At 53.7% G+C, this 16,502-nt stretch carries 15 protein-coding genes; 10 read left to right on the plus strand and 5 right to left on the minus strand.

The features are described from left to right. Nucleotides 1-230: 230 nt before the first annotated feature. Nucleotides 231-797 carry a hypothetical protein gene (locus tag QOL82_RS26965; RefSeq protein WP_283445418.1) on the minus strand — a complete coding sequence of 189 codons (567 nt, stop codon included), beginning with the start codon at nt 795-797 and terminating at the stop codon, nt 231-233. A 420-nt stretch (nt 798-1,217) separates the two neighbouring features. Between QOL82_RS26965 and QOL82_RS26970 the strand changes: the two genes are divergently transcribed. The 6 genes from QOL82_RS26970 (at nt 1,218) to QOL82_RS26995 (ending at nt 7,716) form a co-directional block, all read left to right on the plus strand. Continuing rightward, on the plus strand, nt 1,218-2,249 hold the full coding sequence (locus QOL82_RS26970; protein ID WP_283445419.1) for a ParM/StbA family protein: 1,032 nt from the start codon (nt 1,218-1,220) through the stop codon (nt 2,247-2,249). Then, complete coding sequence (locus QOL82_RS26975; RefSeq protein WP_283445420.1) at nt 2,242-2,838, plus strand: hypothetical protein; 597 nt, start codon at nt 2,242-2,244, stop codon at nt 2,836-2,838. Before QOL82_RS26970 ends, QOL82_RS26975 begins: the two co-directional genes overlap by 8 nt. Nucleotides 2,839-2,966: 128 nt before the next feature. Continuing rightward, nucleotides 2,967-3,590: a phospholipase D family nuclease gene (locus tag QOL82_RS26980; protein ID WP_283445421.1), complete on the plus strand. Its 624-nt coding sequence runs from the start codon at nt 2,967-2,969 to the stop codon at nt 3,588-3,590. A 146-nt stretch (nt 3,591-3,736) separates the two neighbouring features. After that, nucleotides 3,737-4,843, plus strand: a complete 1,107-nt coding sequence (locus QOL82_RS26985) for a hypothetical protein (RefSeq protein ID WP_283445422.1) — start codon at nt 3,737-3,739, stop codon at nt 4,841-4,843. 170 nt (nt 4,844-5,013) lie between these two features. Beyond that, on the plus strand, nt 5,014-6,012 hold the full coding sequence (locus tag QOL82_RS26990) for a lambda-exonuclease family protein (protein ID WP_283445423.1): 999 nt from the start codon (nt 5,014-5,016) through the stop codon (nt 6,010-6,012). A 120-nt stretch (nt 6,013-6,132) separates the two neighbouring features. Then, nucleotides 6,133-7,716 carry an ATP-binding protein gene (locus QOL82_RS26995; protein ID WP_283445424.1) on the plus strand — a complete coding sequence of 528 codons (1,584 nt, stop codon included), beginning with the start codon at nt 6,133-6,135 and terminating at the stop codon, nt 7,714-7,716. Nucleotides 7,717-7,819: 103 nt separating this feature from the next. Here QOL82_RS26995 and QOL82_RS27000 read toward each other — a convergent pair whose 3' ends face one another. Further along, complete coding sequence (locus tag QOL82_RS27000) at nt 7,820-8,074, minus strand: hypothetical protein (RefSeq protein ID WP_283445425.1); 255 nt, start codon at nt 8,072-8,074, stop codon at nt 7,820-7,822. A gap of 192 nt (nt 8,075-8,266) precedes the next feature. On the opposite strand from QOL82_RS27000, the gene QOL82_RS27005 reads away from it, so the two are divergent. The 3 genes from QOL82_RS27005 (at nt 8,267) to QOL82_RS27015 (ending at nt 12,169) form a co-directional block, all read left to right on the plus strand. Next, nucleotides 8,267-8,917: a response regulator gene (locus QOL82_RS27005; RefSeq protein WP_283445426.1), complete on the plus strand. Its 651-nt coding sequence runs from the start codon at nt 8,267-8,269 to the stop codon at nt 8,915-8,917. Nucleotides 8,918-8,993: 76 nt separating this feature from the next. Continuing rightward, complete coding sequence (locus QOL82_RS27010; protein ID WP_283445427.1) at nt 8,994-10,859, plus strand: ATP-binding protein; 1,866 nt, start codon at nt 8,994-8,996, stop codon at nt 10,857-10,859. A 218-nt stretch (nt 10,860-11,077) separates the two neighbouring features. Beyond that, the gene (locus QOL82_RS27015; protein WP_283445428.1) at nt 11,078-12,169 is read left to right on the plus strand and encodes a hypothetical protein; all 1,092 of its coding nucleotides are present in this window, start codon (nt 11,078-11,080) and stop codon (nt 12,167-12,169) included. Nucleotides 12,170-12,401: 232 nt separating this feature from the next. Here QOL82_RS27015 and QOL82_RS27020 read toward each other — a convergent pair whose 3' ends face one another. Together QOL82_RS27020 and QOL82_RS27025 are read right to left on the minus strand one after the other, a co-directional pair. Then, a complete protein-coding gene (locus tag QOL82_RS27020) occupies nt 12,402-12,623 on the minus strand; it encodes a hypothetical protein (protein WP_283445429.1) in 222 nt (73 codons plus the stop codon). A gap of 537 nt (nt 12,624-13,160) precedes the next feature. After that, the gene (locus QOL82_RS27025) at nt 13,161-13,853 is read right to left on the minus strand and encodes a hypothetical protein (protein WP_283445430.1); all 693 of its coding nucleotides are present in this window, start codon (nt 13,851-13,853) and stop codon (nt 13,161-13,163) included. Between the two features lie 406 nt (nt 13,854-14,259). Here QOL82_RS27025 and QOL82_RS27030 point away from each other — a divergent pair, with 406 nt between their 5' ends. Then, the gene (locus QOL82_RS27030; protein ID WP_283445431.1) at nt 14,260-15,249 is read left to right on the plus strand and encodes a hypothetical protein; all 990 of its coding nucleotides are present in this window, start codon (nt 14,260-14,262) and stop codon (nt 15,247-15,249) included. Nucleotides 15,250-15,776: 527 nt separating this feature from the next. On the opposite strand, the gene QOL82_RS27035 is transcribed toward QOL82_RS27030, so the two are convergent. Next, nucleotides 15,777-16,502, minus strand: a 726-nt coding sequence (locus QOL82_RS27035; RefSeq protein WP_283445432.1) for an IS110 family RNA-guided transposase, incomplete at its 5' end; no start/stop codon positions are given.

Here is a 16,502-nt window from a genome sequence, read left to right on the forward strand (position 1 = left end):
CGGTCGATCGGCAGAAGGAGGCAGGCACGACTCAGCAGGAGCCAGAAAAGTCTCGGCCCTTATGACACGGGTCAGATTGACCAGGCCCGCCAGGAGGCTAGCCAGTCAGTCTCGGAAGTCAGCCGGTCATGGCCATTTTGATACGGGTCAGGAGGACTGCCAGGTCTAGGAGCCAGACCCGGCCGGGAGATCGTGAAAGGGGAAAGAGGAAGGAAAGGACTTAGTGGAAGTCAGTCGTCGTCTTCAGGCTCCATTTCGAGCAAGACGGGAGAGGAAGGCCCGGGCTCAGAGTCGGGACTATCTGTTCGGTTATCCAAGGCTTCGAGCAGGCCGTTGAGGTCAGCATTGAACGTGGCAAGTTTGTCCTCGTTTGCAGCATGTAGCAGGTCGGCGGCATGTTGGAAGCGCTGCATCGTTTCAAGCGCTCTAGCACGAAGACTTAGAAGTGCTTTGGTTCGTCGCATCAGTTCCTTGACCGCAGGAGCATCCGCTTTAAATTCGACGGAAGAGCGCACTGAAATGACCAATGATTCGTTGCTTAGACGTTCTGCTCGCCACCTCTGCATGTTCTTCACATAGATCCATTTCACCACTGCCGGTGTGACCTTTCCTCTCCTTTTCCACCAGGTGATGCGCAGTTTTCCGGTCTTTCTTGGCTGCAGTGTGTTGAGCGCATGGTCGATTTTCGCTAGTTGCCCATCAATCGAAATCACCATATGCGATAGGGTCTCGGCGCTTTTCGCACAAGCAGGAACGGCTTCAAGAACTTCATCAAGATTGGGGGGGTGATGGATCACGGGATTTGTAAGTAGTTGAGGGGGGATGGTGTTACTCAAGTGTTTAAGGGAGTTTAGGGGGGGTGGTGTTAGTTAGATAAAAAAGAGAGGTTCGGGGGGTGTAGTTTTACTCAGGGTTTTCAAAAGAAATCAGGCTAAAAATCCAAACACATTATCATTATGTTTTTATAGGATTGTCAACGCAAGTTAAGTATCATAAAATCTTACCCGATAAGGCACTTAGAATGTGATGTTCAAAATCACTTCGAAGTCTAAGTTCAACTTATAAGTACATGTTGAAGTTAGAAGTGCACATTCCCGTATTGTGCGGTTTGTCAGTTGCCTAAACTGCATCATCGATTGAGGTTCTAGTGAACTTAGAAGTTCATAAAGTAGGCGGCACAAAAGTGCATTATTTACAACATTACTAAGGGAATTCATATGTACGATCAAACCATCGTTGGCCTTGACGTCGGCCGGAGCGCTGTAAAGGTGGCAGCTTTCTCAAATGGACAGATCTTTCACCTAACCTTCCCATCGTTGGTTTGCCTCTCAATCGAGTTAAGCGACGAGAACTCCATTCGTGCAGCTGAACTGGAAACCGTTGTTGTGGATGGACTTAAATACTTCACCGGCGATACTGCCCGCCTTCAAGGCGGCGCAGCCACTTCCGTCGGCTTGTCCAATGATTGGACTGAAACTCCTGAATACCTTGCGCTGGTCTTGTCGGCATTCAAGCGTCTCCACTGCATGGGCGTAACCGGCCTGGACTCTTCTTACATTGTGGTTGGCACCCCAGCTGCGCTCTACGGAAAGCAACGGGATCGGCTGGAAGAACTGACGCGCAAGGCCGTGCCGAACGCCGATGTGAAGGCGCTGTCCCAGCCAATGGGAGCCTATCTTTCCTTCTTCCTGGCTCCGAATGGCGTACCGGTCTATGAGCGGTTCAAGGACGCGAAGGGGCGAAAAAAATCCTGGGCTGTCATCGATGTTGGCCATTTCACCACCGACTTCCTGCTGATGAAGGAAGGGGTTCATATCGATCGGAAATCGGAGTCCTGTGAAGGAATCTTCCTCGCGGCCGAGCATCTGGCACGCATTCTCAGCGCAAAAGGCATTGACGCTTCACCGGTCGATTGTGAAGCATCGCTCCGCACCAGGGAGATTCAACACTTTGGGATCAAGGACGTCACGGAAGAAGTGGCTGATGCAGCGAATTTCGTCGTGTCGAAGATCATGACCAAAACGAACGCACTGCTTTTTGCTGAGGCGGCAAAGGTCGACGGCATCCTCCTCGCAGGCGGCGGTGCAGAAATCATCCATGAGAGCCTGGCGAAACAATGGCCTCATATTATGTTGCTCCCCGATGCAAGGATGGCGGTTGCGGAAGGATTTTGCCGATTTGGCAAGGCTCAGCTTCTCAAGCGCGCAGCAGCTATCACGGTCCAGCAAAAGGTAGCTGTCAATGGCTAAGTTTCTGAGGCAATACGATCCATCTGAGACCAAGCGGCGCGTGACGATTGAAATTTCGGAGGAAGTTTGCCCCGGTATGTTGGAGGCGCTGTCTGTTCTTCCTTATGGCCACGAGACGCCACTGATCCGTGCGGTGATGTACCAATGGATACTCGACCGGCAGGCCGAAGGCGACCTGGATGAGGCCATGCTTGCCGCGTTGGCTGGACCAGGGGGGCGGCCGGATGGTCGCCGGCCGAACAAAATGGCGATGGGAAGTGCACAGCCAGTACGGCGTCCAGTAGCCAAGGTGGCTAAGCCGGCCCGCGCTCCAGTTCAAACGGTTCAGCCCCACCCCCGCACTTCCGATGTGACTTCACAAGCTCCGGCTTTAGTGCCACCTACTGCGGCTCAAGGACTTCAAATGACCTCTGCCCAACCCTCGTTGGCAGCGCATGTTGAAGTAACTACTCAACCGGATCTCGCTACGGCTCCAGCGACTCGATTTCCACCAGTTCCAGCTCCCGACTACTCTACCCCTGTGGACGTTTCCGCGCTCTCAGAAGGACAACTCGAGGGAATTTTGGATTTGGACACGATGTTCAACTAGGCACATTTCAGCAATCATAGGCCCGACTTTTATGCGAACGACTGCTTTCCGTACTTCGCTTCGTCCTGTAACCCCCTCCTTTGTTCGGTCGCCTTATTTCTCTGACCCCTTACCCTCCAGGATTCCTCATGAAAGCATATCGTCTTGGCATTCTCATAGCACTGCTTGTCACAGGTTCTGCTTACGCGAAAGACTTTTCGCTGCCACGCGCGGATGAAGTCCTCCGCTCATTCGCAGGCAGTCGGCCGGTTGCAGCGCCTGCTGGCCAGCAGATTGAAGTGGGTTTCTCGCCTAACCAAGGCGCTGAAGAAGTCGTCCTTAAGGTGATCAATTCGTCAACGAAGTCGCTTCGCGTCGCTGCCTATTCCTTCACATCGGAGCCCGTCGTCTCCGCCCTGCTTGCCGCCCACAAGCGCGGCGTGGAGGTCGCCGTCATTGTCGACTACCGAAATAATTTCGTCGAAGGATGCGGCGAACGCGGGGCCTGCAAAGGCAAGCATGCGGTTGCCACCCTGGCAAACGCCGGGATTCCGGTGCGGGTGATCGACAAATATGCGATTTTTCATCATAAGTACGTCCTTGCAGACGGCAAGCACATGGAACTTGGCAGCTTCAATTACTCGGCAAGTGCAGCCACCCGGAATGCCGAGAATGCCATGGCGATCTGGAATAATCCCGAGGTCGTTGCGACCTACGCGGCAAAATGGAATGCCTACTGGTCCGAAGCCAGGCAGCCACCTCTCGACTACTGATCCAACAGTTGTACCCTCCCCGGTTCCATCAGCGGACCGGGACATCTTCCCAAGTATCCCATCCAGCTCTTATCTTCTGGCGTATCTCATACCTCCCCTGTCAGGCCACCGCAAGCGGCCTCATTTCAACCTGTCAGGAGAAGCAAATGGAAGTGCGTCAACTGGAACTCGAAGCATTGTGGGCCGCGCAGCCGGTCAAAAAGTTCAATCCCGATGAGTACAACGGATACGTCAACTCAACGACCTACTGGACCTGCCTGTATCTGCAGCAGGAATCGTCGATCTATCATCAAATCTGGAATTTCGTGGGGGCGAACCGTCAGGTATGCCCGATCCGTCTGTCCGCAAAATTCAAGGTCAAGCGCGTCCGAGAAGATAGCGATCAGAGCGAAGGTGTGCGGGGAAATGTGATCTGGATTCCGAGCTGGTCTCAGGGGGAAGTAAGCTGGAAAGAAGTCGCGGCGTCGTATGCGGATTGCCTGGTGGAGTCACATCAGCCAGTTCCAGAGGAAGTACCGGCGCCAGTTGGCCAGCTCGCCGACCTGTCCTTAATCGAGTTGTTCGCGGAGGCCGTCATCGATGGCAACATCGTCCGGTTTCCTCGCAAGCTCGATGCGGCTGACTACCGGCGTGTCGACGCGGCGCTGACGGCGCTGGGCGGCACCTGGAACAGAAAAGTCACAGGGCACGTTTTCGGACAAGATCCCACGGATCTGATCGAAGGGGTTATCGAGACAGGCACCTACGACCGTCCGGAACGACCCGAAAACTTCGGGTTTTTCCCAACGCCGTCGGCGCTGGCCAAGGCGGTGGTCGAAGAAGCGCAGCTGGAGCCGGGCATGAAAGTGCTGGAGCCAAGTGCCGGGATAGGTAACATCGCAATCGAAGCAGCGGCAATCGTCGGTGCAGATAACGTTCTCACGGTGGAACTGCAGGCATGCAATATCGACGTCCTCAAGGGTCTGGGGTTTTCTCCGGTCCAGTCAGACTTCCTTGTCTTTCAACCGGAAGCAGGGTTCGATCGGGTCCTAATGAATCCGCCTTTTTCGCGTCAGGCCGACATCGATCATGTGCTTCACGCATGGTCGATGGTCAGGGAAGGCGGTCGGCTGGTTGCCATCATGGCGGCCAGTGTCACCTTCCGCGAAAACGCCAAGTCCGTCGCGTTCCGCAATCTGGTCGAACGCCATGGCCGGATGTGGGATAACCCGGATGGTTCCTTCAAGAGTGTCGGCACCAAGTTCGTACTGTGACCGTCATTCTCGATAAATAACCAACCTGCGCCTCATCCCATCAAGGATGGGGCGCTTTTCTTTGTCTTCTCCCTTTCCCCGATTACCAATGTGCGTTCGACATTTCCCGGGTACCAGGCTTTCGCGGAGCTTGGCCGCAATCTGCGGATTCAACCTATAGGAGAACATCAATGACAATGCGCATTATCACCGGGCCGGAATCCATTCAGGGTTCCGCTGAATGGCTCGCGTGGCGGCAAAAGGGACTCGGGGCTTCCGAGGCGCCGATCATCATGGGGAAGTCGCACTACATGACCCCGTACACCCTGTTCAAGCTTAAAACCGGGATCATGCCGGCACCCAAACCCAACCCCGCGCAGCTGCGCGGACATGCACTCGAGCCAAAAGCCCGGATCGCTTATCAGCAGCTAACCGGCAATGTGGTCGTTCCAACGACTGCGGAGTACGTCGAAGTTCCCATCCTCCGGGCGTCGCTTGACGGCATGAGCTTTCACGAAGACATGATCGTCGAGATCAAATGTCCTGGGGCGGAAGCGCACCAGTCAGCCTTGAACGGCGTGGTTCCAGCATGCTTTGCAGATCAGTGCCAGCAGCAGTTGCTGGTGACCGGTTTGCCGAAAATGCACTACTACTCGTTTGACGGTGAAAAAGGCGTGCTTCTCGATGTCGTTCGGAACGAGGCCCGTATCCTGGAAATCATCACGGCCGCCAACGCCTTCTGGGATCACGTCATGTCCAGGACCTGGTCAACAGACGAATGGGCTGCCGCCGCAGCGGAATGGATCATGGCCTCACAAGCCGTGGAACATGCCGAAGAAATGGAAAAGCAGGCGCGTGCCATCCTGGTGAGCATGCTGCCGGGCGGTCAGACCAAGCGCGAAGGCAGCGGCGTGTCCGTCACCAGGGTGACCCGCAAGGGCGCTGTGGATTACGATGCACTACTCAAAGTCAAGGGGGTTGGCCTGTCCGATGCGGATCTGGAGTCGTTTCGCAAGGGCAGTTCCGAGTCCATCAAGGTAACGGTCCTGAAAGAAGCAAAGGCATCGCCAGCTCCGGTTGCCGCACTGGCATCGCTGAAGGCAGCAACACCGCCCAAGTCCCCGTCTTCCGTCAAACCGGCTGTCACGGCCATGCAACCTGAAGACGAAGGCTTCATCCTAACTGTGTAGTCCCGACGCCACCACTCATTCGAGAGGTGGCGTTTTTCTTTCCATTTCCTTGTCATTCATCTCCTTGCACGAAGACACCGCAAGTGCCTTTGCCCTTTCTTTTTTTCTCAGGAGATTTGAATGAATGCTGTTTCCCTGCAAGTCAATGTGCCAAACCTGGTTCGCAACATGCGCTTTTCGTTTACCAACTCGGTCAACGTGCTGTCTGAAATGATGCAGAATGCCCGCCGCGCCGGCGCCACACTGGTCCAGTTCTCCTTTTCGGAGGATGGGACGCTGGTGGTGGTCGACAATGGCAAGGGTATCGATGACTTCCAGAAGCTGCTTACCCTGTCCGAATCGGGATGGGATGCAGAACTGGTAGCCAGAGAGCATGCCTTCGGGCAGGGCTTCTTCAGTGCGCTGCATAGTGGGAAGCATGTCACCGTGGAGTCGCGCGGCCGCAAGATCGCCTTTGAAACCGAAGCTGTTCTGAGTTTCGCAAGCATTGCCGAAGAGCCGTCCGACTTCATTGGCGGCACCCGCATCACGCTGCAAGGCATGACGCTGCCAAAAAAGAACGTGGTCGATGCACTGACCCGCTTTGCCAAGGGTTTTCCCATCGAGGTCATGCTCGACGGCGTGCAGGTCGCGCGCAAGCACGCCATGCCTGCCCTGCCAACGATGGAGACGGCTATAGGCCATATCCATCTGCGCGGCTATCACGACAGCAAACCGCAACTCACCAGCGGAATCGAGGTCTATCTGCAGGGACTGCCCATCTACAATTCGGGCTTTTCCTGGGAGGACCGTAACATCGTCCACCTGGATGCGACGCAATTTGACGCACGCATGCCGGACAGGTCGCAGTTGATCGACGAGAAGGAGGCAGTACAGCGCATCCAGAACGCCGTGCGCACCGAACAGGAGAAGATCCTGACGGTACACAAGGCAGAAATGGGTGGCGAAGCGTTTGCGGAGAAATACTGGAATCTGCTTCCGCAACTCGGTCTGTCCGAAATGCTGCTGGATATTCCGTATTTGCCAAAGTCGGCGCTGGAGTATGCCCCTGAGCCGGTTCTCAACAGGGACTGTCTCTATCGGGCGGAGGTTGCGTCGGGCATTACGCGGGCGTCAGTGGAATCGGGAGAGCATGTCCTTTGTGTGGGTTCGCCATCCGAAGAAACGATCCCGGTGCACATGCTGGCGTATAAAAAGCGCTGGATGGTCGTCTCGAACCTGCCTGCCGGCCACTGGGCGGATCAACACCAGGTGGATCTGGAGGAAAACGCCGAAAAGGTCGTCGTTACCCTCAACGGTGATGAAGGCAAGATGCAGATGTTTCAGGGCATGTATCTCGATGCCAGGGTGCGTTTCTGCGACAGTGTGACCTTAACGCTTGATCAGCACGCCGTGACGTTTGATGACGAAGCGGTCTTCTGCGCATTTGGCGAAGTCGCTGTACCAGCCAAAGCCAGCGGCTGGAACGCGGTCATGCAGGCCAGTTCCTATGTGGGCGATAACGACCAGTTCGAGGAAGACGATCGGGACACCGACGATCAATACTTCCAGGCACTTGTCACACTGCACCGCACGAAGGACCTCGGCACTGTTGTCAAAATGCTGTTGTCACAAGGCGGGGTGCATCGCTTCGATGCGCTGCGTGGTCATTCTTTTAACGTCATCGTCGATGACACTGGCAACCTGACGGTCACGTCAGTCTAGCCAGACCCTGAAGTAGCAAGCCCACCATGTTTTTCATGGTGGGCTTTTTTCCGTCTGACTTGGCACGCACGCCGCCGGCGCCAGCTTGAAGCGCTGCTTAGCCTTAGATTGCGGCTGCCGTGGTATCGACCAGGCGCTCGTAATTCGGGATGACCTTGCGCACATCGTCCAGCGAAGTGGCGTTCTGCATTTCCAGGAACAGGCTGGCCAGCAGGATCTCGGCGCGGCCTTCCGGATACGACAACAGTGCCTGCTTCAGCTTGCGTGCCGATGGCGTTGCCTGCCCACCGATTTTCGAGACATCAGCGTAGCCCAGCATGTCCAGGCCCATTTCCACTGCAGTATTAGCAACAACCATGATGTTTCCCCAAAAAAATGTGTGTGTTTCGTGTGCTGTTACCGTTGTTTCTTTCGCGGTAACGAATAACGACATTTTGCCCATGGGAAACATATGCCACAATGTGTCTTTCGGCATGTGCCGAAAGTAACTAACTGGGACTTCGTTATTTCCAGACCATTTTTAGTTACAGTCTGTCGAAACTTGTACGCTATGACGATACTTATTATTGATGATCACCCCATGCTCGCGGCCGGACTGAAGTCCATGCTTGAGCATCACATCCCCGACCATGATTATGTGACCTGCACGAATCTTACTGCCGCCAGGGCCCTCCTGTTCGGCAAGGATGGTCCGGCGGTCGCCCTGGTCATTTGCGATCTAGGCTTGGGAGCGGAAAACGGTGCAGAACTGCTCACCTACATGCAGGCGTTTTCAGGGCCCAGAATTCCGGTCCTGATGATCTCCGGATTGGTGGAGCAGGCAGCCGTCAATTCCTGCAGGGGGCTGGGTGCAAAAGGCTATGTCTCAAAGACCGACAACACCGATGTGCTGATCGAGGCGATCCGCACCGTTCTCGCTGGCGGCGAAGTCTTCCCTTCCTGGGACAACAAGTGCACATCCCAATTTCTGGATCGGGCATTGAAGCTGACAGATCGCCAGCGTGCGGTAATGGATCTGGCGATCGCCGCGCTGTCCAACAAGGAGATCGCCCGTGAGCTCGACATCACGGACGGCACGGTCAAGAATTATCTGCGCCAAATCTACGGCTTCCTGAATGTAAAGAACCGCACCGACTTCGGGGTCCAGGCTGCCAAATGCGGCTATATCCCACGCACGTTTCCCACCGCTCACCGCGTCTGACCTGTCTTTTCTTCGCCAGTTTCCTGCAGCTCTGTTTGCTGTCTGCGGAAACTGGCTGATCTGAATGAACCCTACCATGCCTACTTCCATCCTGAACTCACCAGGTTTGCGCCGCCTTGACTTCAATCTGCTGGTCGGCCTGCCGCAAATGCTTCTGTCATGCGGAACGGCCACGGTCGGTACTCTGTTCATTTTCTGGGTAACACAAGCCTACGCCAAACCTTCTGCGACGAATTGTCTCTCCGTGGTTTCCTGGCTATGGGTTGCCGCCAGCTTTACGCTGATCGTTGTTCGCAACTTGATATATGCAAAGCTCAAAAACACCCTCACGGGCACCGATTCCGGCCTGAGCGGAGTGACGCTTTCCCCCATCCAGAAGCCGCTAATACAAGGCCAGCATGTTAACTTTGGCCAGGCGATTCCCCAACGTGCCGCGGCCGCGATTGCCTCGGGCCTGATATGGGGCGCTGCAAGCCTGCTGTTTTTCAATGAGGTCAGCGATGAAGGCCAGCATTTCCTGCTGCTCGCACTGGTCACGCTGACCTTCACCAGTATGCCGTCGCTGTATGCTTCCCAATGGGGGTTTCTGGCCCTGTGGGCGCCAGCGTGGCTTCCGAACATACTCTTTCATTCATCAGGAAACCATGCAAATGTGTACCTCGTTTCTGCCTTGATCACCTTGACGGCTGGCATGACGGTTTCAAAAGGAATTCGCATGGCATTAAGCCAGATGATGAAGCGACACAACATCTGGATTGACCAAGTGATCGCATCCAAGCACCAAGCGATCGAGACCGAAGCCATCGCCAAGGCGACGAAAGAGATGGCATATCAACACAAGATGTTCCTGCTGGGCGCTGGCCACGACCTGGCGCAGCCAATTCACACCATGCTCAACTGCCTCGGCAGCTTTGAAAAGCGGATTGAAGACATGGAGCGCTTTGGCGGCCCGCTCAATTCGATGCGCACCGCCGCATCGGTACTGCAGCGGCTGTGCAAGGACATCATTCAGCTTGAACAGATTAATTCTGGGCTGCACAAGGCCGAATGCAAACCGATATCCTTGCAGTTCATGTTTGAAAAAGTGATCGACCAAACCCTGCACCTTTCAAGATGCAAATATTTGACCGTGTGGAGTCGGGGGACGAATGCCGTTGTCAGGACAGACCCGTTCCTTCTGGAGCGAATCCTGCGCAACCTGGTGGAAAATGCAATCCGCTATACCTCGGCAGAAGGGAAAGTCATGTTGGTCGCGCGCAGCGCTGGAGACGCCATCAATATAGAAGTGTGGGACTCGGGCGCCGGCATCTCGCCGGCCACCCAGCAGCGGCTCTTCGAGGTTTTCGAGCGCGGCGACAATCCTGGTCCGCAAAAGGGTTTCGGTCTTGGTCTGTCCATCGTCAAGGGCCTGGCCACATCGATCGGGGGCACCATCGCGGTCAAGTCCATTCCGGGCAAGGGAACGCGGTTCAGGCTCTCGCTGCCAAAAGCAGACATCGGCAGTGCGGAACTGGAAGCCATCGAAACCTCCCCGCTCCTTCCATCGATCAATGGGATGTGGATTACCCTGATCGAGGATAACGACAACCTCAGGACCTCGCTGGTGGACTACTTGCGACTGGAAGGGGCAACTGTCCTTGCCGCCAAAGACTCAGCCAGCATGGTCTCCCAACTCAAGGAATGCAATGAGCGCATTGACATCCTGATCACCGACTGGAACCTTCGCGGCGAATCAGGGGAAGACGCATTCAGGAAACTGCTGAGTGAAGTACCGGGCTTCTATCCGATGTGGATCGTCATCAGTGCGGCCATTCATCCAGAACAAGCCGGCGAGATACAGGCACGCGGGGTACCGGTCCTGAACAAGCCAGTCGAGCCCACTGTCCTGCGGGATGAAATCGCCAGGCGCCGCAACCTGTCGATGAACCCGGAGCACCCATAGGCCGAACAAAACCCTCTCCCTCCAAGCCGCGACCGAAAAGCTCGCGGTTTTTTTTCGCCATAACATTGGCTCGCCTGCCCGCCATCGGAATCCACACCAGTCATGTGTATCGAATATGAATCGGTATATAAATACTCAGTATGCAATCTTATTTGCACATGTTGCACATAGGCGATATACTTCAAGGAATCCGAACACAGGTTACTTTTCCATCCACCATGTCAGCCGTCATCCTAGAAGATCCTCCCATCGACGAGTCCACCAAGGCCTCGGCACTTGAGGAGATGATCGAAAAATACTTGCAGCATCCAACGGATGACAAGGCATTTATTGACAAACTGGCATTGGCACTATTCCACGACCCGCGTGCACGAGGGATTTGCCGCAAGCGGGCCTTCGAGAACGGTGTCGATCTGAAGCGCGTGGAAGAAGTCATCCAGCGCGTGATGATTGTCTTCTTCGCCAAGATGCTGCCGAAGATCCGCGCTTCCCGGGCTGTCTACTACGTGATCTGGGCGATTGCCGACAACGTCAGCCGTGAAGTGCTGCGGGACGAGAACACGCTGACTTATCACCATGATTCGGTGGAAGCCATGCATGACCGCGGCGAAGAACTGACGCAAGTCGGGCTGGTGGAAACGGAAGAGTTTGACCTGGATTTATTCATTGACCAAAACAACGAGCGCGCACGATTTATGACTGATCTGAACAAGGTAGCAACAGGAGAAATGAGCATGGGTGACACTGGCGTATTCAATATCGATGCAGTTCCCTTCATGGCCTTCGTGCCGCCATCGACCGAGCCGGAAGAGGAAATTCCTGACCGCCGCTATACGAAGGATGCTTACAAAAACTCGACGCCGGGACGCCGTAAGGGCCAGACCCGCACGATCCTGTCGACGGACCAGCAGGAACTGGTTTCCATCGGCGAGGAAATGGGCGTACGCAATCAGGATTACGCCGTCCTGTTGGGTATCGGCCTGCCCCGCCTGTCCTCGTACATCTATGGCCGCACTGCCAGCGTTTCCAAGGAAGTCATGGCAAAGGCCCGCCAGCTGCTTGAAGAGCACAAGACCACGAATGGCGTGCGCGCCAACAAGTTCGACAAGCCGATGAGCGAAATCCTTGCGGGCTGGGAGCAGCGCTTGGGCACCACGGAAAATATCGGCATTGCCAACCTGATCGGTGTGACAACGATGACGATCCATCGCTGGAAGAAGAACGAGAACAAGCCGGACGCCACTGCCCTCACCCGCTATGACCATATCGTCTCGACACTGGAAGCACGGATGGCGCGTATCAATGCCTGACCTGGTCGGGACCTGAAATCCCAAGCCCGCTCAGAAGCGGGCTTTTTTTTTGGCGAAGGTAATGTCGGATTATCTACCTTTGTTTCGCAAAGGCAACGATAATGCAGAAAGGAAGCGAAAGGAATTGGCTTTCGCAGGGGACCACTTTAGGATTGCGTTTCTGGACAAGCGGTGTCGATACCTGCAGCAATGGTACTAGGCCGTCACACGCAATACTGCAAGTGCGTCCAGCCTAATTCTTCAGGCATTGTGGTTGCGCGCTAAGTCGGGGATGACCCTTGACCGCACTCCAAACAACCTGCCAGCTATCCCGGTCGACAATCTCGTTAATCTCATCCAGATTAAACTGTGCCGCCGCCTGTGCGCGAGGCAGGTCGCTGAATGTGCCCAGCACATAGGAATGCTGATGACGGACCTGGCCATGCTTGTATTGAAGAACAATATAGCGGCTCAACGGCTGACCTCCACGGGCACATTATGATCTATTCGATAATTATATTAATGCGCCGTTAACCTTTCCAAAAGGATACGCAACGAGTTTGACCAGATCGTATAGGCGCCGCACGCATACGGCCATGGAGACATCTCGCAGCATTGGTGGGGCCCAGTGTCCAGCACTGTGGACCAACAAAAAAACTCCGAGACGCATAAGCGAACTCGGAGTGTGGATCAGATGTCGCAAGACGACAAAAGATTGGTTAGACGCCAAGGGCCTTCACGATAGGACGCGAAATTACCCAACCGGTGATGCAGCAAGCCGTAAATACGAGTGCCATGGAAGACTCCTAGAAAGCGTTATGAATGAGTGAAGGATGCAAAGGACTTTGCGTAGTCTTTACATAGAGGTATGGCCAACACGCGTTTGTATTCGTGCGTTTCACACGCTTTTGTAAGAAAGAAATATCGGACAAGAAAAAGCCCGGATCTTCGTGATGAAGATTCCGGGCTGGTGGTTAAGGCCAGGCAGTGCCTGTTTCGGTGATGCGGCTGCTTATGCGGCGAGAAGCTCCAGGAAATCCTGCTGCGCCGCGCTCTGTGCTGGCGTTGGTGCTGGTGCTGGTGCTGGTGCGTCGACGACTCGTTGAGGATGCGCTGCGATCAGCTCGTTGATTTCAGTGCCCTCGATGTAAATTTTCTCGGTTGCCGTAAACAGCGAGTGCGTGGCTTCAATGACAAAGCACACGGCAAGCGAGCGCAAGGCGTAGAGCGTCTCAAGCGGGAACTTCACCTGCCCCGTATGGAAATGCACCGTTCCTGTTGGGGGTTTGCCGTTCGTCCACGAAGTAAGACGAATATCCGCCACGGCGATGGGTTCGCCTTTACGCGACACCGTGCAGCGTTCCACCGAATAGTCAAACTCCTTGAGACGGCGCTTTGCAGTGGCATCGTCCAGCAGCTTGACCGTTCCGGCATCACGGTCCAGCAAGTAGACTTCCCGGCGGTTGGCATCGTGAATGTCGATGGCATAGTCCACTTCAGCATTGACCCGCGGCGCCACGCCCAGCCGGCAAAGGTACGTTCCGCTTTCTCGGACGATCCACATGAATTTCACACCAGGTGCATCGTTCTGGCGGAGGTATTCAAGGTCGTGGACATAGAGGTCGACTTTGTAGGAGCTAAGCAGCGGATAACCTGCGCGCTCGACGATCGCCTTCATGTTTTCAAACAGTTTTTCTGCGTGCATTTGATTCTCCTGAGGATTGATGAATCCAGGCGTTGCGTTCACCTGGCTTAGGAGAATGAGAAACAGGGAAATGGAAGGTTTGGGGTTAGCCTGGCCGGCCGCACTGACACGCGTCGGCGCAGCCGCAGCGAGGGGCGAGATGACTCATCTTTGGCATGTTTGCTTAAGTACTTACCTGCCAGAATGAGAGTTTAAATAGGGGTCAGCAGATGGCCAAATTTAGGCCAAAGCGCTTTCCTTTCAAAGAATTCGTACACACCGACTAAAGCAATACGATCCATTGCAAAAAATATCTTCCTCTCATACGCTGGTACTGCAGGGGTAATCGCTCCGCACACAAAGCACGTTTAAGAGTAATATCTTTTTCACATTAATCCAAACCAATGTACTTTCAGGAGTCACGACCTTGTTTGAAAATAGCGATATTGATAAGCTCACTTTTGAAGAAATTCCTCTTGATAGAGATTGCTACCTTATGAGCGAAATTTACATGAAGGAATTTGACGAGGCACTGGAAAAGATGCTTAGAGGAGAAGAATGTAGTCCTTACAAAGTAGGCTACGTTAGTCAGGTCTCTGTAAGAAAAATTAACAACGCCTCCTTGGAGCTTTCTTGGTACCCAAACACATATACGAGATTTCACGAAGTTTCAGTTACTCTGCCAAAGGATATGGTCAGGACATCTTTGGATTGTTGGAAATACGATATTAAACCCTACATTTTCGTAGATCATGAGTGGCTTGAACATCTCCACGTACGAGAATATTCTGTATTCGCATTGGTTGATGCAATAGGGGTTAAAAATGCAATTAGGGACAATGCTTTAAGTAAAGAGAAGTTGATTAGTCTAAGAGAGAAAATAGACGAGTTGGCTGAGAGGCACACTGATATATCATTTATTTCGTTTGCTGATAGCTTAATTCTTAAAAGCAACTGGGATGTAGGCTATTTTCACAAAGGGATTAAATGCTCATATAGTCCAGAAATGCTCTTGCATGTTATCAAGGAGATTGATTTAATTTATCAAACCATTCTTGACCTTAAAATTTACGCTGTGCTTACACAAGGAAGCAATGAGTACTTTGGCGAGTCGTTGCTTCATATATCAAAAACTAAGAATCATGTTTGCTTAAACAGTTTGGGCGTCCCTTTTGCAGAACTACTGGCAATTGAGAGCGCTGCAAAAAAAGCTATCAAATCAGGTGAGCATCCTCCTATGCAACTGTACATTGATGAACAGTTTTATCATTCATTGAAGTTTAAATTCGAATTCGAAAAAAGCGCGAAACCTAAAAATGCATATGTAGCCATAATGAAGTCCCATCAACCGAGTTATTTTTACTCTACTTGTGACACGCTAATTGCCAACTTAGACAACAAACCAGATGAAAATTAACGATGTTGACTTAATTTAACTCAGACTTTCACCTCAGATAACGTACAGCGCAAGCTTAAGGCGTTTTTATCGCGAGGCAGCGAAACATATCGGGTCGCAGCTAACGTTTGATTTCCGGATCAGCACAATATGTCGAGTATGTCTTTCAGCGCAATGTAGTATTCACTATATAGCGCTTTTCCCCCAAAGGAGCATTCCTCGAAACCACCTTTACGGACGGTCCCTCTTAGCGCGGTTGTCTATTTAGTCGACGCTTATATGGACGTCTCCTGGAATGCAAGCTTTAGCAGTATGAAATGTCAACGGAGGTTCGCAGTCTTATATACGGCCTGTTTATGCAGGCGTTTTATCCTGCTGGCCCGGATGGCATTCGCGGGCAAGGTTCCTATCTGAAAAGCGGGCTTGATGCCCTGGCCGACTAGCGGATTGTCCTTGCCCCGTTTTACCTGTTGACCCATCACTTTGCTGGTGCCTGCTCTCCTTTACAACGCTGTCATGATCCCTAATCGAATAAGGCTACGCGTGCTTCATGCCGCAACCATTTCATCAGAATTCCATATAGCCTGATCAAAGGCTTTACCTTTGATCAGGACCGCCCAGGCGGTACGTGCAAGCTTGTTGGCCAGGGCCGCGACGACGACGCAGTACGGCCTTCGCAGCAAGAGGGCGGTAACCCACGCCGACCGGCTGCATCGGGCAATGATCGCCCTCGCACCGTGCATTAACAAGGTCCTCACGTACGGGTCTCCACGCTTGGAAATACCCAGTTGCCGGATCTTCCCGCCAGTGCCCGTTTGTCGTGGCGTCAAGCCCAGCCATGCGGCAAATTGCCGGCCGCTACGGAAACCGTGAATGTCGGTGGCAGTGGCAGCCAGGGCGGTTGCTGTCAGTGGACCAATGCCTGGTATGGTTTGCAACGCCTGCATCTGCGGATTCTGTTTGCCTAAGGCGGCCAGACGCCCGTCGATGTGATCGATGTCTTCCTGAAGCTTGTTGATGCGCGTGAGTTGCTCCAGCACGCTTTCGGTAATAACCCCAGGTAGTCTATCGCCGGCTTTAGCCAGCTCGGTCTGAATCTTTTGCAGCAAGGCATGATGCCCTTCTGGGAGCACCACGCCAAACTCGTACAGCAATCCTCTTAGCGCGTTGGTCTGCATGATGCGCATCTTCATCAGTTGAGAACGCATCCGATGCAAGGCGAGGCAGGCTTGTTGCTGCTCACTCTTGACGGGCACTTCCCGGATATGGGGTTG

The sequence above is a fragment of the Noviherbaspirillum suwonense genome (assembly GCF_900182955.1).
In the GTDB taxonomy this organism is placed as follows: domain Bacteria; phylum Pseudomonadota; class Gammaproteobacteria; order Burkholderiales; family Burkholderiaceae_D; genus Noviherbaspirillum_A; species Noviherbaspirillum_A suwonense.

Excerpts from the sequence above, each read along its gene's own strand:
- QOL82_RS26995 (WP_283445424.1), top strand. The coding sequence starts at position 6,133 with ATGAATGCTGTTTCCCTGCAAGTCAATGTGCCAAACCTGGTTCGCAAC.
- QOL82_RS27025 (WP_283445430.1), bottom strand. The coding sequence starts at position 13,853 with ATGCACGCAGAAAAACTGTTTGAAAACATGAAGGCGATCGTCGAGCGC.
- QOL82_RS27005 (WP_283445426.1), top strand. The coding sequence starts at position 8,267 with ATGACGATACTTATTATTGATGATCACCCCATGCTCGCGGCCGGACTG.
- QOL82_RS27015 (WP_283445428.1), top strand. The coding sequence starts at position 11,078 with ATGTCAGCCGTCATCCTAGAAGATCCTCCCATCGACGAGTCCACCAAG.
- QOL82_RS27010 (WP_283445427.1), top strand. The coding sequence starts at position 8,994 with ATGCCTACTTCCATCCTGAACTCACCAGGTTTGCGCCGCCTTGACTTC.
- QOL82_RS27000 (WP_283445425.1), bottom strand. The coding sequence starts at position 8,074 with ATGGTTGTTGCTAATACTGCAGTGGAAATGGGCCTGGACATGCTGGGC.
- QOL82_RS26985 (WP_283445422.1), top strand. The coding sequence starts at position 3,737 with ATGGAAGTGCGTCAACTGGAACTCGAAGCATTGTGGGCCGCGCAGCCG.
- QOL82_RS26975 (WP_283445420.1), top strand. The coding sequence starts at position 2,242 with ATGGCTAAGTTTCTGAGGCAATACGATCCATCTGAGACCAAGCGGCGC.
- QOL82_RS26980 (WP_283445421.1), top strand. The coding sequence starts at position 2,967 with ATGAAAGCATATCGTCTTGGCATTCTCATAGCACTGCTTGTCACAGGT.
- QOL82_RS26990 (WP_283445423.1), top strand. The coding sequence starts at position 5,014 with ATGACAATGCGCATTATCACCGGGCCGGAATCCATTCAGGGTTCCGCT.
- QOL82_RS26970 (WP_283445419.1), top strand. The coding sequence starts at position 1,218 with ATGTACGATCAAACCATCGTTGGCCTTGACGTCGGCCGGAGCGCTGTA.